Raw genomic sequence first — 15,605 nt, 5'->3', positions numbered from 1 at the left:
TCCTGCCGTCCGGACGCCGGTGTTCGTAGTCTCGAAGTACCCGAGGAGGAGGAACTTCGAGATGACTGTCACCTCTGCCAAGCCCGATCTGTCGACCTTGGCACAGCAGTACGCCGAGGACGGCTTCGTCCTGGTGAAAGGCCTGCTCAGCAAGGAGGAGGCGGCCTACTACCGGCAGCGCAGCCACGAGCTGCTGGCCCAGCTGAGCCGCAACGACGACGCCACCTGGAAGTCCGCGATGGGACTGTCCGACGGCGCGACCCGACTGCAGCATCTGCATGACGCGCAGTTCTACGACGCGGAGTTCAGCAAGCTGGTGATCGACCCGCGGTTCACCGACGTGGCCGCTGCGGTGATGGGCGTGGACAACGTCCAGTTGCACCACGCCAAGCTGTTCGTGAAGCCGCCGGAGAACGGCTCGCCGTTCCCGCTGCACCAGGACTACCCGTTCTTCCCGCACAAGTACCACCGGGTCGGCGCCGCGATCTTCCACTTCGACGACGCGCCGGTGGAGAAGGGCTGCGTCCGCGTGATCCCGGGCAGCCACAAGGACGGGCCGCGCCAGCACGAGGCGGAGGGTTCGTACCATCTGATCGATCCGCCGTTCGAGGCGGCGACGCCGCAGCCGGCCGAGGCGGGCGACGTACTGTTCTTCACCTATCTGACCGTGCACGGGTCCGGGGTGAACACCAGCGACGAGGCGCGGACCACCTGGCTGATCCAGTACCGCGACCCGGCGGACCCGCCGACGGTGAAGACGCACGACCACTCGCTCGGGCAGGGCATGATGCTGCGAGGAGTCGACCCGACCGGCAGGAGCGCTGTTTGACCCTCGCGGATGTCGCGATCGCGGACCGTTTCGTCGACCTCGCCGGACTGCTCGAGTCCTGCGAGGTCGACGGGTTCCGCGCGGACTTCCTCAGCTGGGGGCACTACCGGCCGGAGTACTGGCGCAACTACTGGCACAGCCATTCGTTCCACGAGGTCTGCCTGGCCTACTCCGGCGCGGGCCGCTTCAACTCGGGAGACCTGAGGTACGACGTTCAGCCGGGCTCGGTGTTCCTGGCCCGCCCCGGCGACGTCCACGAGATCGAGTCCAGCCGGAGCGAGCCACTCGGCATCGCCTTCTGGGGCTTCACGTTCCGGCCAGGCTCTGATGAACCCGGCTGGTGGTCCGGACTGACACGTTCGGATGGGCCCGTGATGTCAGACCGGACCGGCTCACTCCCCGCACTGATCACAGCGCTGGCGGCGGAGGCGGCTGCGCCGGTGTCCGGCTACAGCACCGCACTGGGCGCTCTGGGCGCGACTCTGGTCATGGAGACCGCCCGAGCCTTCGCCCTCGACGAGGACCTGGCAGTGGAGCCGGTACGGCGTGACCGCGGCCCTCTGGTCGTGGAGGCGATGCAGCGCCACCTCCGCGACAACCTGTCCCGCCCGATCACCGTGCGGGATGTAGCAGCCGCCGCACACCTCTCGGAGCGCCACGCCGAGCGACTCTTCCAACAGCAGACCGGCGCCTCGATCATGACCACTCTCCGCCGACTCCGCCTGGAACTGGCCGCCCAGCTACTCCTCGACCCCACGGTCACCGTCACCGAGGTAGCCCGGTCTTGCGGGTACTCCGACGTACGCCCGTTCTCCACTGCGTTCCGCCGCCACTACGGCCGCACTCCCGGCGAGCACCGCCGCGCCGGCGGCACCGAGTTCGTTCAGGAGATTTGACCTGAACCTCGGTTGAGGTCTCAGGCTGGCTGCCATGATGAAGATCGGTGTCATCCTGCCCTCCGTAGATGTCCAGCGAACCGAACACCTCGACCTGCGCGCGGCCGCCAGGTCCGCCGAAGAGGCGGGGCTGGACAGCGTCTGGATGGGCGATCATCTCGCTATCGGTGCCGCGACCCTGGAGGCGACGATCGGGCTGGCGACCGCGGCAGCCGTCACGGAGCGGGTCGCGATCGGAGTCAGCGTCTTCGTGCCGGCGATCCGCCCGCTGGCGTGGGCTGCCAAGCAGATCGCCTCGCTGCAGTACGTCTCCGGCGAACGACTGATCCTCGGGGTCGGATCGGGTGGTGGCGAGGAGCAGTGGCGGGCGGCCGAGGTTCCGTTCGCCGAGCGCGGGCGACGTACCGACCGGGCACTGCGCGCGTTGCCCGACCTGCTGGCCGGGAAGCCCGTTGACCTCGGTGCCGACGGCCCGGCGGTGCAGTTGGCGCCCGCCGTCGCGAGGCCGCGGTTCTGGGTTGGCAACGACTCCGCGGTGGCTCGGCGGCGGGCGGCGCAACTGGGTGACGGCTGGTTCCCCTCGCTCGTGCCGGTCGAGGATGTGGCCACCGGCCGGGACCAGCTCGAGGAGCTCGCGGACCAGTACGCGAGGCCCGTGCCCACGATCGCCATCGGCGGGGTGTCGGCCGGAGGCGCCGACGACGCTGCCGTCCGGGGGCTGGCAGCGGGGATCGCCGGCGGCTACGGCATGCCGTACGACCGAGCGCTGTCCCTGCCGCTCACGGGCACTGCCGAGCAGACGGCCGATCGACTCGGTCGGTACGCCGAAGCCGGCGCGAGTCACGCCGTACTGGGTGTTGGCGGCACCGAGTGGCGAGCCCAGGTCGACCACCTCGCCGCCGTACGCGCACTGCTCTGACCGGTCAGTCCCGGCGGCGGCGCCAGAGACCCACAACGGCGACCAGTCCTGCCAGGGACGGCAGGGCGCCGATGATGCCGTGCAGTGGCGGCACGATCGTGGTGTAAGCCTCGCCGCCGACCGACAGGCCGACGAGTTGGATGGTCGCGCCGAGGACGAACAGCACAGTGCTGACCGCGCGGACCCGGCGCTTGCCTCGGGCGACGCCCCAGATCGCGTACAGCCAACCGACGAGCCCGACGACTCCGACAGCGGCCAGGTAGATGGCGATCGCGTTGCGGTCGGCAAGGACCGACTTCTGCGGCCAGGCCGGGTACGCCGCCCGGACGTGGTCGGCGATGACGTCGATCGTGACGATGTCGATCAGCGGCGCGAGCGTGGCCAGGACGGTCAGCAGCAGGCCGGCGTACAGAGCCGGTCTGACGTACGCCGGTGAGCGGGGTGGTGCGGCGATGGTGGTCATCGCGATCCTCCTTATTCTTACGGTGTATGTTTCAGGGTATACTTACGCCGTAAGAATCATCAAACGAGAATCAGGGTCCCGATGACTGCACGCCGTACCCGTGGCCACAGCGTGGGGCTGACCCGTGAGGCCGTACTGCGGGCCGCGCTCGCGTTGGCCGATCGCGAAGGGCTGAAGGCGCTGTCGATGCGCCGGCTCGGCGCCGAGTTGGACGTCGAGGCCATGACGATCTACCACCACGTGCCGAACAAGGACGCCCTGCTGGACGGTCTGGTCGAGCAACTCGTCGCCTCGATCGCCCCTCCGGTGTTCGAGACGCCTTGGCAGGAAGGCATCCGCGACTATGCGCAGAGTCTGCGGGCCGTACTCCTCGCGCACCCCAATCTGGTCCCGCTGATCGCGTCCCGGCCGGCCATCACCGCACAGAACCTTCAGGTGCTGGAGACCACGTTGGGGAGCCTGCGGTCTGCTGGTCTCGCACCCGCTGATGCACTGGACGTCATCTACGCGGTGACCGGCTTCGTCGTCGGCCAGGTCGTCACCGCGTCGGAGGGTGATCCGGTCGATCAGCTGGCGCCGCTCGACCTCTCCGAGTTTCCGTTGCTGGCCGAGGCGGCGAAGGGACCGCGAGATGCGGAAGCACGCTTCGTGTTCGCGCTGGACGCCCTGGTGTCCGGTCTCGGCTCGAGGCGCTAGACTGGTGGCATGCGAGTGAGCCTGCTCCTTAGTTAGCCGTACTGGCATCCAGGCGCCGATGAGCGCCGGTCAGTGCGGCGTCCCCTCCTGTGTGAGGGGCTTTTTCATTTCTGGGAACGCCGTCTGGCAGATTTAGGCTCAACAACACACGAGTGCGGGAGTAGGACCGTGAGCGAGCAGGTGGAGGACGCCCCTATCGACCGGGGTGGGTACGACTTCAACGTCATGCAGGCCAAGTGGCGGCCGGTGTGGGAGAAGCTGGACCCGTTCAAGGCACGTGACGACGGCTCGGCCGAGCGGCGTTACGCGCTCACGATGTTCTCCTACCCCTCCGGCGACCTGCACATGGGCCACGCCGAGGTCTTCGCGCTGCACGACCTCCTGTCGCGATACTGGTTCCAGCAGGGGTACGACGTACTGAACCCGATCGGCTGGGACTCCTTCGGGCTGCCTGCCGAGAACGCCGCGATCAAGCGCAACGAGCACCCGGCGACCTACACCTACGCCAACATCGAGACGCAGGCCGAGTCGATCCGGCGCTACGGCATGAGCTTCGACTGGTCGCGCCGGCTGCACACGTCCGACCCGGAGTACTACAAGTGGACGCAGTGGCTGTTCCTGCGGTTCTACGAGCGCGGGCTGGCGTACCGCAAGGCGTCGTTCGTGAACTGGTGCCCGCACGACCAGACCGTCCTGGCCAACGAGCAGGTGATCCAGGGCCGCTGTGAGCGGTGCGGGCACGAGGTCACCAAGCGCGAGCTGACCCAGTGGTACTTCAAGACCACGGAGTACGCCCAGCGGCTGCTGGACGACATGGAGCTGCTGCAGTGGCCGGAAGAGATCCTGCTGATGCAGCGCAACTGGATCGGCCGGTCCGAGGGCGCGTTCGCGGACTTCCAGGTCGAGGGCCGGGACGAGCCGATCCGGGTCTTCACGACTCGGCCGGATACGCTGTTCGGCGCTACCTTCATGGTGGTCGCACCGGATGCGAAGCTGGCCGCCGAGCTGGTCACTCCTGACCAGCAGGCCGCCTTCGACGAGTACCTGACCGCGGTCAAGTCGACCACCGAGATCGAGCGGCTGAGCACCGAGCGGGACAAGACCGGTGTGTTCCTGGGGTCGTACGCCATCAACCCGGTGACCGGGGAGCGCATCCAGATCTGGGCCGCCGACTACGTGCTGGCCGACTACGGCACCGGCGCGATCATGGCGGTGCCCGGCCAGGACACCCGGGACTGGGAGTTCGCGGAGAACTTCGGCCTGCCGATCGTGCGGACCGTGCAGCCGTCACCCGACTTCGACGGCAAGGCGTACACGGGCGAAGGCCCGGCGATCAACAGCGCGAACGACGAGATCAGCCTGGACGGACTGGGCGTCGACGAGGCCAAGGCCCGGATCATCGACTGGCTGGACAGCAAGGGGCTGGGCGAGCGGACGATCAACTACCGGCTGCGCGACTGGCTGCTGAGCAGGCAGCGGTTCTGGGGCGCGCCGATCCCGATCATCCACTGCCCGACGTGTGGCGAGGTGCCGGTCCCGGACGACCAGCTGCCGATGGAGCTGCCCGACCTGCGCGGTGCCGACCTGGCGCCGAAGGGCGTGTCGCCGCTGGCCGCGGACCGCGAGTGGGTCGAGGTCGACTGCCCGAAGTGCGGTGGCAAGGCCGAGCGTGACACCGACACGATGGACACCTTCGTCGACTCGTCCTGGTACTTCCTGCGCTACCTGTCGCCGGAGTACACCGACGGCCCGTACGACCCGGCCGCCGCCGAGCGATGGATGTCGGTGTACCAGTACGTCGGCGGCAAGGAGCACGCCGTACTGCATCTGCTGTACGCGCGGTTCTTCGTCAAGGCGCTGCACGACATGGGCATGCTGACCGTTGTCGAGCCGTTCACCCGGCTGCTGAACCAGGGCCAGGTGATCAACCAGGGCAAGTCGATGAGCAAGTCGCTGGGCAACGGCGTGAACCTGGGCGACCAGATCGACCTGTACGGCGTCGACGCGGTCCGGCTGACCATGGTGTTCGCCGGTCCGCCGGCCGACGACATCGACTGGGCCGACATGTCGCCGGGAGGCTCGCTGAAGTTCCTGCAACGGGCCTGGCGGCTGGCGGGATCGGTCGAGGCGCCGCTGGGTTCGGATCCCTCGACCGGTGATGTCGAGCTGCGCCGGATCACCCACCGGACGATCGCGGACTCGGCCGAGCTGATCGACTCGATGCGGTTCAACGTGATGGTTGCCCGGATCATGGAGTTGGTGAACGCCACCCGGAAGGCGATCGACGCCGGACCGGGCGCGGCGGACCCGGCGGTCCGGGAGGCGGTCGAGACGGTGGCGGTGCTGCTGAGCCTGGTCGCGCCGTACACGGCCGAGGACATGTGGGAGACGCTGGGCTACGAGCCGACGGTCGCCAAGGCCGGCTGGCCGAAGGTCGACCCGGCGCTGCTGGTCCAGGACACGGTCACCTGCGTGGTCCAGATCGCCGGCAAGGTGCGGGACCGGCTGGAGATCGCGCCGGACATCAGCGACGCCGATCTGGAGCAGCTGGCGCTGGCCTCCGATGCGGTCCAGAAGGCGCTGGACGGCCGGGGTATCCGCAAGGTCATCGTGCGCGCGCCGAAGCTGGTCAACATCGTTCCGGCCTGATCGTTGCGGCCTGGCCCGTGTCCAAGTGGCACGGGCTAGGCTGCTCAGATGCGTTCTGAGCTGATCGATGTCACGACCGGCGGTGCGGAAGTCGTCTTCGACCTGACGAGCAGGTGTGAGCAGTACGTCAGCTCCGAGGCTCATCAGGCCCAGGGCGACGGACTGCTGCACATCTTCGTCCCGCACGCGACGGCGGGGATCGCCATCCTCGAGACCGGGGCCGGCAGCGACACCGACCTGCTCGCGGTGCTCGAGCAACTGCTGCCGCGCGACCTCGAGTGGCGGCACCGGCACGGTACGCCGGGGCACGGGCGCGACCACGTGGTGCCCGCGCTGATGCCGCCGTACGCGACGATCCCGGTGCTGGACGGGCGGATGATGCTCGGCACCTGGCAGTCGATCTGCCTGGTCGATACCAATGTCGACAATCCCCGGCGGCAGGTCCGGCTTTCCTGGCTTCCCGGTTAACGGATCACCAGGTAACTCGCCGGGAGGGATTTCGGTGACTTATCGTGATGTTGCCGATCGCGTTACGTTCGCGAAACACGGCTCGGATTGAATTGCCCGCATGGCAGCCCTTGAGACTCTGCGGGACCACTGGCATGGCCTCGGCACCGAACTCCTCATCCGCGCCACCCGCGGTATTTGTGACGGCAGCCTGACGAATGCCGATTCCGGCCGCGCGGACACCCGGGCCCGACTCGACGACTGGGCCGGAATCCTTTCCCTCTACGCCGGCGACAATGAATCCGCCTCGGTTCGCGCAAGTGCTTGAATCACCGGGCCGGATGATTTTCTGCGAGTTCAGTAATTGCGTTCTGAAGTAAACCCGTTGCCTTGGTCAACAGTTCTGTGTGATACCGCTCACTGGACGCACCCGGCACCGATCGCTCAGTCACGCTATGTTGTGACAGGAACGTGAGGCTCTAGAGGGGTGACGGGCTTTGTCGGACACGGATGGCCGGGCTGAGGGGCGGCGGAGCTTCGCCGATCTGTTGCTCGACTTGAGAGTCCAGTCGGGCCTCTCCCAGGAGGAGCTGGCTGACCGGGCCGGGCTCAGCGTGCGGAGCATCCGTGAGATGGAAGCCGGCCGGGTGGCGCGTCCCCGGAAGGACTCCGTCCGGCTGCTCGCCGAGGGACTCGGACTCGGATCCAGCGACGCGGACCGCTTCCTCGCCGCGGCCGGGCACGGCGCCGTACGACCGGTGATCTCGGTGGCCGACCCGGCACCGACCGGACTGCGCTGGCGCGGGACGCGGCCGATCCCGGACGGCCTCGTCGGCCGTGAGCAAGAGCTTCTGGAGCTGGAAGGGCTGCTGCGGCAGAACCGGCTGATCACGCTCGTCGGCCCTGGTGGAGTCGGCAAGACCGAGCTCGCGCTGGCTGCGGCCGACAAGTTCTCCGGTGCTGACACGACGGTGGTGGTTGTCGACCTCACGACCGTCCAGCGGGACGCCGCCGTACCGTCGGCCATCCTGGACGCGTTCGGCACGGCTCCCGGTACGTCGGACCTGGACGACGTACTGTCCGGCCGCCGGCCGGGTGACCTGGTGATCGTCGAGGACAACGCCGAGCATGTGCTCGACGGGGTCGCTACGGTGGCGAACCGGATGGTCCGCAGCTTCCCGGGCATCGGCGTGCTGGTGACGTCGAGGATCCCGCTCGGGCTGCCGGACGAGGTGGTCCGCCGGGTGCAGGTGCTCGGCGTACCGGACAACGACAGAGACTTCGGGGACATCGCGGCCAGCCCGGCGGTGGAGATGTTCTGCCGGCGGGTGGCGCGGGTGCGGCCCGACTTCGTGCTGACCGAGGAGAACGCGTCGATCGTCGCCCGGCTGTGCCGCCGCTTGGACGGGCTACCTCTGGCTCTGGAGCTGGCGGCTGCGCGGGCCGGTTCGCTGTCGGTGGAGACGATACTGGCCGCGCTGGACGACCGGTTCCGGCTGCTGTCTGGGCCGAGGCGGTTCGGGGCGCCGCATCAGCGGACGCTGGCGGACACGATCGCCTGGAGCGTGGACGCGCTGTCCGACGCCGCGCGGCAACTGCTCTACCGCGCATCGGTGCTCGGGTCGCCGTTCACGCTGGATGCGGTGGCCGGCGTGTGTACGGGCGATCCGATCGACGCGGCCGACGTACCGATGCTGCTGGCCGAGCTGGTGGACAAGTCGCTGCTGCAGCCGGTGCACGAGTTCGAGCAGCTGTACGGCGCCCGCTACAAGCTGCTGGAGACGATCCGCGAGCACGCGTACGCCGGTCTGTCGTCGCAGGGGGACGACCTGATCGAGTTCCGCGACCGCGCGGTGGCGTGGTGCTCGAACTACGTCTCCGGGCTCGAGGGCGCGTGGTCCTCGCCCGATCGGGACCGGCGCTATCGGGCTGCGAACGCCAACTCGGCGCTCTTCGAGGTGGCGCTGGCTCGCGCGGCCGAGCTCGGGCAGTGGGATGTGGCAGCGAGGATCGTGCTCGGGTTCCGGATCGCGTGGCAGTACCAGGCGAGTGTGGCCGAGAGCGGGATCCGTTGGGCGACCTTGTGCGCGGACAACGTCGCGGACAAGGAAGTCAGCGGCATGCTGCGCGCGATCGCCGGGCGGCTGTCGAGCCTGACCGGTGACGTCCGTGGTGCGCGCCGGCACTACGGCGAGGCCCGCACACTGATCCCCGGCGAGACCGAGATGGGCCTGGTCGCCCGCGGCGGGTGGGTGTCGTCCGGTTCGCATCTGCTCGACACGCAGAGCCTGGCTGAGATCCCGGCGCTCGTGGATGACGCGCGCAAGCACGGCGACGTGCAGCGGTCCGCGACGGTGCAGGCCATCTGCGGACTCGCCCTGCTGCGATGGGGTCGCCTGCCTGAGGCCAAGGAGCTGCTGCTCGCCTGGGAGGCCGCACTGGTCAACCCGGGCGTGTACCCGGACGAGATCGCGTACATGGCGCTCAGCCGCGTCGAGCTGGAGCTCGGCAACCTGTCCGACGCGCGGCGCTGGGCGCTGCTCGCCCGCGGCAGCCAGGCCTCCGACGACCCGGAGCGCACCAAGGTGGCAGGCTGCCTGGCCATGGTCGAGTACCACGACGGCCAGTACGACGAGGCCCGGGCGCTGCTCGACGAGGCGGATGCTGACATCCGCGGGCACCGGGGTTATTTCGACTACCAGGTCATGCGCTACCGCAGCCGCATGGCCCGAGACGCCGGCGACGCGGAGCAGGCCCGCGTCTGCATCCGCGACGCGGTCAACCGGCTGCTGGTCGAAGGGCGGGTCGTGTACCTGCTCGAGGTCCTGCCGGAGGCCGTGGCCGTGCTGCACGCCCTCGGGAAGTCCGAGGACGGCGACGCCCTGTGTGGCCAGTTGCTGGCCTGGCAGCGGTCCATGGACCCGCCGATGCTCCCGACCGCGTGGGCGGTGCTGCAGGAGTCCTGCGAGAGTGCCTCGGTGGCTCCCGGCTGGCCGGAGCCCGACCCCGCTGCAGCGTTGCTGCGGCTGGCGAACGACGTACTCGCTGCGCTTTCGTGACGCCGATCCGCTGAAGCTGCCGGACAACTGCCGGTTCTTCTGCCTCGTCCTGACATGGCTGCCGGACGAAGAATTACAGCCGTAGGACAGGTTCCACGAAGCAGAGTCCGACACCGGCAGCGGCGGCAGGGAAGGGGTGGTGAGCCATGACGAGGCCTTGGTTCACCGCAGCACTGCCGTCGAGCTCGGAGAGGCAACGCGGAGGGTATCCGGTGGCCGAGTGGTGGGGGCGCCGATCGGCTGCCGAGAGCTCCGGAGTGCTGCACAGTGCGGATCTGTCCTGCCTGAACCGGGTGCCGTGCGCCGTCAGGGCACCGGACCCGGGGCGAGGTCCCAGTATTGGGCCGTGCACACGACACAGGGGACGAGTGCCGGTCCGGCTGACACGGGGAAGTGGTGGGTTTGGTCACCCGCCGCGGTGGGTCGGCTGCTGGGACCTCCCGGGACCTCGACGGGCTCGCGGTCAGACCGGTACTTCGCGGAACCGGCACGGGGAGTAGCTCGCCGAGGTTTCTGAGCTCAGCTGACAACAAGGGGGAGTCAGCAGAAGAAGTTGGAACGCTGGCAACGAGGGGAGTCAGCGTGACGAACTGGGGGGTCGGTGCAGTGGGGAGCCGGCACAACGAGGTGGAGGCCACCGGAGGGGTTGGCCTCCACCTCGCTCAGTGCTTGGGGGAGTCCGCCTGCTCGAGGACCGCCTTCTTGTCGAAGGCGTAGCCGACCATCCAGGTCGGCTGGAGGCGGTAGTAGACGATGTCGTCGCCCCAGCTCGACGGTGAGCTGCCGTAGTGCTTGACCAGGTGCGCCTCGATCTCCGCGAAGTCCGGGTGGTCCGGGGTCAACGTCTCCACCTGACCGTGGCTGAACACGCCGATCCGCTCGCCGTCGACGTACGAGACGCTGGCCGCGGGCCGGACCTTGAGATGGCGCGCCTTGGCCGCGGACGCGGAGGTCGTGAACACCCATCGCGCGTGCAGGAAGTGGCCGTCGACCGCACTGATCCGTGGCTCGCCGCGGGCGGTGACAGTGGCCAGGTTCAGCGTGCACATGCCGGTCAGAACCCGCACCAGCTCGCCGGCGTCCAGTCGGCGCGAGTCCGTGATGATGTTGTGCAGATGCTCCGTCGAGCGCTGGTACGCCGCGTCGAGGAGCTGCTGCAGGTCGGTGACTTCTGCCGCTGTCTCCTTCATCTCCGCAGTCTGGCAGACACGCACTTAACTGTCCGGTAACCTCGCTTCATGTCAGCCCGCGTGCACGTCGTCACCGACTCCACGGCTGGGCTGGCCACGCACGAGGTGCTCCGCCACCCGCTGACCGTCGTACCACTCCAGGTCGTCATCGGCGGGACGTCGTACGACGACGGCGCCACCTCGACCGACGCGGTCGCGGAGGCGCTCAAGACCTTCACCCCGGTGTCGACCAGCCGCCCGGCGCCGCAGACCTTCGCGGACACGTACGCCGCTTGTGCGAAAGACGGAGCGGAGTCGGTGGTGTCGATCCACCTCTCCGGCGATATGTCCGGCACCGTCGAGGCCGCCATGATCGGCGCCAAGGAGTCGCCGATCCCGGTCCGCGTGGTCGACTCCCGCTCGCTGGGCATGGGCCTCGGGTTCCCCGTCCTGGCCGCGGCCGCCGCAGCCGCCGCGGGGGAGGACCAGGCCGGCGTCGAGGCCGCGGCTCGTGCGCGAATGGCGTCGATCTCGGCGTACTTCTACGTCGACACCCTCGAGTACCTCCGCCGCGGCGGCCGCATCGGCGCGGCTCAAGCCCTCCTCGGTACGGCGCTCGCCGTCAAACCACTGCTGACGATCAGCGGCGGCCGGATCGTTCCGCTCGAGAAGGTCCGCACCTCCAGCCGAGCCATCGCCCGCCTCGCCGACATCGCCGTCCAACGCGCCGGTGACACCCCGGTCCAGATCGCGGTCCACCACCTCGCCAACCTGGAAAAAGCCCAAACCCTCGCCGACGGCCTCTCCGACCGCCTTCCCGCAGCCGAAGAAATAGTCCTCCGCGAAGTAGGAGCCGTCATAGGCGCCCACGTAGGCCCCGGCCTCCTAGCCGTAGTAGTAGCCCCCCGCTAACACCCGCGCTCGGCTTCCCGCCGCCGCTTCCCGCCGCCGCCTCCCGCTTTGTCGCCCGCCCGCGCAGCGGGCGGGCGACCTCTGCCTGTGGTTTTCCACAGCTTCAAACTCGGGAGTTTCTCGGGCCCACGGACTCGTACTTTCTCTGGCGTGAAAGTCACACGTCGTGCTCCGGCGCCCGACCCGGGAGCCCGTGAGCGTGCGCTGGCGCGGCTCGCCGCCAACGCACGCGAGCACGCACCCGACGAACACCTGGAGGAGCGTGATGAGGACGTGCGCGGTGGATGGATCCCCGAATCGATCCGGCCCGAACGATTACGAGACGCCCGCTGGACCCTGTCCCCACGGCACGTCCTGGTCCTGGCCGCCGTACTGGCCATCGGCCTGTCCTGGGCCGCCTGGCAAGTCTTCCGCGCCCGCCCCGAAACCCTCCCCGACGCCCGCCCACCCACGACCGTCACCTCCGGCTCACCCGTCACCCAACCCGGCGCCGCGTCCTCACCCGGCAGCGGTCAGCCAGGCGCGAACCCCTCACCCGGAGCCGCGCAGCCGTCTACCGGTGCGGGCCAGCCATCTTCGGGTGCCGGCCAGCCTTCGGCCGCCGGCCAGGGCTCGGGCACCGGCCAGTCGCCCGCCGGCGTGGTCGTTGTCGACGTCGCCGGCAAGGTCCGCCGTCCCGGCCTCGTCCGAGCCCCCACCGGCTCGCGCGTAGCCGACGTGCTCACCCTCGCCGGCGGCCCACTCCCGGGCGTCGACCTGACCACCCTCAACCTCGCCCGTCCAGTCACCGACGGCGAACAAATCCTCGTCGGCATCCCCACCCCGCCCGGCGCCACCACCGCCCCAGGTAACACCCCAACGTCCCCGTCCGCCGCCGCCAATTCCCCCGTCAACCTCAACACCGCCGATCTCACCCAACTGGACACCCTCCCCGGCGTGGGCCCGGTCCTGGCCCAACGCATCCTCGACTACCGCACCCAGAACGGGCCCTTCGCCACCATCGACCAACTCCAAGAAGTCCCGGGCGTAGGCCCCAAGAAGTTCGACTCCCTGAAGTCCCATGTCCGCATCTGACGAGACTCCCGAGAAGCCGGGGGAGGCGCTTGATCTACGGCTGTTGGTGCCCGCGGGTGCAGGTTGGCTGGCGGCCGTCGTACTGGTCGGCGAGCAGCCACTCGCAGGGGTGGTGACGGCAGCGATGTCACTTGCCCTCGCCTGCGCGGCCGCCATGTTCCTGCGAGGTCGGCTCAAGTCCGCCAAGTCCGTCGGGAGGCGCGCGGTCTGGGCTGTCGTGGGAGTGCTCGTAGTGGTCGCAGGGATGGGAGTCGGAGCCGCCCTTCAGGTGAAGGGGTTGCAGGCCGGCCCGGTCCAGGGATTGGCGGCGGACGGTGCAACGGTCGGCGTCCGGTTGAAGATCGACGGGGACCCGGCCGTACGCCGGAGTCCGGGCAACCGGCGCCCGCCGTATGTGGTGGTGAAGGCAACCATCGAGGAGGTTCGAACTCGGAGTACGACGTCGTCGACCGGGAACGGGACCTCGAGCCCGCAGGTTGGTGGGGAAGTCACTACTCGGGTGCGGACTCGAGTGTTGGTGGTCGGGGATGAGGCCTGGAGACGAGTGCGGTTCGGGGAGCGGGTGGACGGAAGGGGGCGGTTGGAGGCGGCCGAGCGTGGCGGTGATGTCGCGGCCATGTTGTCGGTTCGCGGCGAGCCGCAGGTGGTGGAGGAGCCCGCTTGGTGGTTGCGCGCGGCCGAGCGGGTCCGGGCTGGCCTGCGGGGAGCGGTGGCGGGAGAGCCGGATGACGTGAAGGGCCTGGTTCCTGCACTCGTGATGGGTGACGAGTCCGGGCTCTCCGACGAACTCGCCGACGACTTCCGCACAACCGGGCTGACCCATCTGTCCGCGGTCTCGGGCACCAACCTGACGTTGCTGCTGGCGTTCGTCCTGCCGTTCAGTCGGCTGATCGGCGTGCGGGCGCGCGGGCTGACTGCGGTCGGCCTGATGACGGTCGTCGTGTTCGTCATCCTGGCGCGCCCTCAGCCGAGCGTGTTGCGAGCGGCCGCGATGGGCCTGATCGCGCTGGCCGCGATGTCCGGCGGAGGCGGCCGGCGCCGCGCGGCACGCAGCCTCTCGGTGGCTGTCATCGTGCTCCTGCTCCTCGACACCTCGCTCGCGCTATCAGCCGGGTTCGCGCTGTCCGTGCTCGCAACCGCGGGCATCGTGCTGCTCGGTCCAAGCTGGCGGGACGCGCTGTCCCGATGGCTTCCGACCTGGCTCGCCGAGGCGATCTCGTGCCCACTCGCCGCCCAACTCGCCTGTACGCCGATCGTCGCCTGGCTCTCCGGCCAGGTCTCACTCGTCGCTGTCGCTGCGAACCTGCTCGCCGGTCCCGCAGTCGGCCCGGCAACCATCCTCGGCTTCGCAGCCGCGGGCGTCGCACTCGTGAGCACAGAGGTAGCCCAGCTCGTCGGCTGGGCCGCCGGTTGGCCGGCCCGCTGGATCATCCTGATAGCTCGAGAAGGCGCAGACCTCCCTGGCGCATCCAATTCATGGCCAGCCACGATCATCGGCGTCGCCGTGCTCACGGTGCTCTGCCTGGCCATCGTCATCGGCTTGCACCGCATCCTGGCTCGCCCGATCGCGGCACTCCTCGCGCTCGTCCTGCTGGCAGTCGTCGTACTGCGTCCGGTGGGTTCGATCGGTTGGCCACCAGGCGACTGGCTGCTGGTGATGTGCGATGTCGGACAAGGTGACGGCTTGGCGCTACGAGCAGGTGAGAACGCGGCGGTGGTGGTCGATACCGGCCCGGATCCGGCTGCGATGGATCGATGCCTGAGGGATCTCGGTGTCGAGTACATCCCGGTGCTGGTGCTCACGCACTTCCACGCGGATCACGCCGGCGGGTTGGCCGGCGTGCTGAAGGACCGGCGCGTGGGCGAGATCGAGGTGACGCCGTACTTCTCGCCGCGCGCGGAGTACGACCGCGTCGTCGCACTCGCCGCGCAGCACGGGATCAGCCTGCGGACGGTCACCTATCACGAGAAGCGCGTCGTCGGGGCACTCAGTTGGACCACGCTCTGGCCGGCCCGCGTGCCGGCACTTCCACCACCGGGTACGTCGTCCGCGACCTCCAGCGACGAGGGTTCACCGGAGAACAACGCCAGCATCGCGATGATGGTCGAAGCGTCCGGCCTCCGGATCCTCCTCACCGGGGACCTGGAACCCGAATCCCAGCGAGCCATCCTCGCCTCCGGCGCCGACCTCCGAGCCGACGTCCTCAAGGTTCCGCATCACGGCTCGGCCCAGCAGGACCCGGCCTTCATCGCCGCCACCGGCGCCCGCCTCGCCCTGATCTCGGTCGGCCGCGACAACGACTACGGCCACCCGGCACCCAGGACCCTGTCGCTCCTGGCCCACCAATCCACCCGAACCGCCACCACCAGCACGAACGGCGCCCTGACCGTCACCAACCCCGCCAACCACCTGACCCTCACCGCCGCCCACGACCCATGAGCACGAGCCAGCAGCCGGCAGCCAGGAGCCAGCAGCCAGGAGCCAGGAGCCA

General features: G+C 69.1%; 13 protein-coding genes. 11 read left to right on the top strand and 2 right to left on the bottom strand.

What is annotated here, in order from left to right; genetic code table 11:
* The first annotated feature begins 61 nt into the window (after positions 1-61).
* Genes ACIBG5_RS29825 through ACIBG5_RS29815 form a run of 3 tightly spaced genes read left to right on the top strand, consistent with a single transcriptional unit; the run spans position 62 to position 2,644 of the window.
* The gene (locus tag ACIBG5_RS29825) at positions 62-829 is read left to right on the top strand and encodes a phytanoyl-CoA dioxygenase family protein (protein WP_396394805.1); all 768 of its coding nucleotides are present in this window, start codon (positions 62-64) and stop codon (positions 827-829) included.
* Entirely contained in the window at positions 826-1,725 is a 900-nt protein-coding gene (locus ACIBG5_RS29820) for a helix-turn-helix domain-containing protein (protein WP_396394804.1), read from the top strand. Before ACIBG5_RS29825 ends, ACIBG5_RS29820 begins: the two co-directional genes overlap by 4 nt.
* A gap of 34 nt (positions 1,726-1,759) precedes the next feature.
* Positions 1,760-2,644, top strand: coding sequence for an LLM class flavin-dependent oxidoreductase (locus ACIBG5_RS29815; RefSeq protein ID WP_396394803.1), 885 nt, complete (start codon positions 1,760-1,762; stop codon positions 2,642-2,644).
* A 4-nt stretch (positions 2,645-2,648) separates the two neighbouring features.
* Here ACIBG5_RS29815 and ACIBG5_RS29810 read toward each other — a convergent pair whose 3' ends face one another.
* Positions 2,649-3,107, bottom strand: a complete 459-nt coding sequence (locus ACIBG5_RS29810) for a hypothetical protein (protein WP_396394802.1) — start codon at positions 3,105-3,107, stop codon at positions 2,649-2,651.
* Positions 3,108-3,188: 81 nt separating this feature from the next.
* Here ACIBG5_RS29810 and ACIBG5_RS29805 point away from each other — a divergent pair, with 81 nt between their 5' ends.
* From ACIBG5_RS29805 to ACIBG5_RS29785, 5 genes are all read left to right on the top strand, one after another.
* Positions 3,189-3,803 (top strand): TetR/AcrR family transcriptional regulator C-terminal domain-containing protein, encoded by a 615-nt coding sequence (locus ACIBG5_RS29805; RefSeq protein WP_396394801.1) that lies wholly within the window; start codon positions 3,189-3,191, stop codon positions 3,801-3,803.
* Between the two features lie 168 nt (positions 3,804-3,971).
* Positions 3,972-6,452 carry a leucine--tRNA ligase gene (gene leuS / locus ACIBG5_RS29800; protein WP_396394800.1) on the top strand — a complete coding sequence of 827 codons (2,481 nt, stop codon included), beginning with the start codon at positions 3,972-3,974 and terminating at the stop codon, positions 6,450-6,452.
* A 48-nt stretch (positions 6,453-6,500) separates the two neighbouring features.
* The gene (locus ACIBG5_RS29795; RefSeq protein WP_396394798.1) at positions 6,501-6,920 is read left to right on the top strand and encodes a secondary thiamine-phosphate synthase enzyme YjbQ; all 420 of its coding nucleotides are present in this window, start codon (positions 6,501-6,503) and stop codon (positions 6,918-6,920) included.
* 100 nt (positions 6,921-7,020) lie between these two features.
* The gene (locus ACIBG5_RS29790; protein ID WP_396394797.1) at positions 7,021-7,227 is read left to right on the top strand and encodes a hypothetical protein; all 207 of its coding nucleotides are present in this window, start codon (positions 7,021-7,023) and stop codon (positions 7,225-7,227) included.
* 169 nt (positions 7,228-7,396) lie between these two features.
* On the top strand, positions 7,397-9,958 hold the full coding sequence (locus ACIBG5_RS29785; RefSeq protein ID WP_396394795.1) for an ATP-binding protein: 2,562 nt from the start codon (positions 7,397-7,399) through the stop codon (positions 9,956-9,958).
* Positions 9,959-10,620: 662 nt separating this feature from the next.
* On the opposite strand, the gene ACIBG5_RS29780 is transcribed toward ACIBG5_RS29785, so the two are convergent.
* Positions 10,621-11,148 (bottom strand): pyridoxamine 5'-phosphate oxidase family protein, encoded by a 528-nt coding sequence (locus ACIBG5_RS29780; protein WP_396394794.1) that lies wholly within the window; start codon positions 11,146-11,148, stop codon positions 10,621-10,623.
* A 48-nt stretch (positions 11,149-11,196) separates the two neighbouring features.
* On the opposite strand from ACIBG5_RS29780, the gene ACIBG5_RS29775 reads away from it, so the two are divergent.
* The 3 genes from ACIBG5_RS29775 (at position 11,197) to ACIBG5_RS29765 (ending at position 15,553) form a co-directional block, all read left to right on the top strand.
* The gene (locus tag ACIBG5_RS29775; RefSeq protein WP_393391328.1) at positions 11,197-12,039 is read left to right on the top strand and encodes a DegV family protein; all 843 of its coding nucleotides are present in this window, start codon (positions 11,197-11,199) and stop codon (positions 12,037-12,039) included.
* Between the two features lie 150 nt (positions 12,040-12,189).
* The gene (locus tag ACIBG5_RS29770) at positions 12,190-13,113 is read left to right on the top strand and encodes a helix-hairpin-helix domain-containing protein (RefSeq protein WP_396394793.1); all 924 of its coding nucleotides are present in this window, start codon (positions 12,190-12,192) and stop codon (positions 13,111-13,113) included.
* The gene (locus tag ACIBG5_RS29765; protein WP_396394792.1) at positions 13,100-15,553 is read left to right on the top strand and encodes a ComEC/Rec2 family competence protein; all 2,454 of its coding nucleotides are present in this window, start codon (positions 13,100-13,102) and stop codon (positions 15,551-15,553) included. The genes ACIBG5_RS29770 and ACIBG5_RS29765 overlap by 14 nt, the downstream gene beginning before the upstream one ends.
* Positions 15,554-15,605: the final 52 nt, after the last annotated feature.

Source organism: Kribbella sp. NPDC050241 (genome assembly GCF_044459685.1).
GTDB lineage: Bacteria > Actinomycetota > Actinomycetes > Propionibacteriales > Kribbellaceae > Kribbella.
This window is presented reverse-complemented; position numbering and strand designations above follow the sequence as displayed.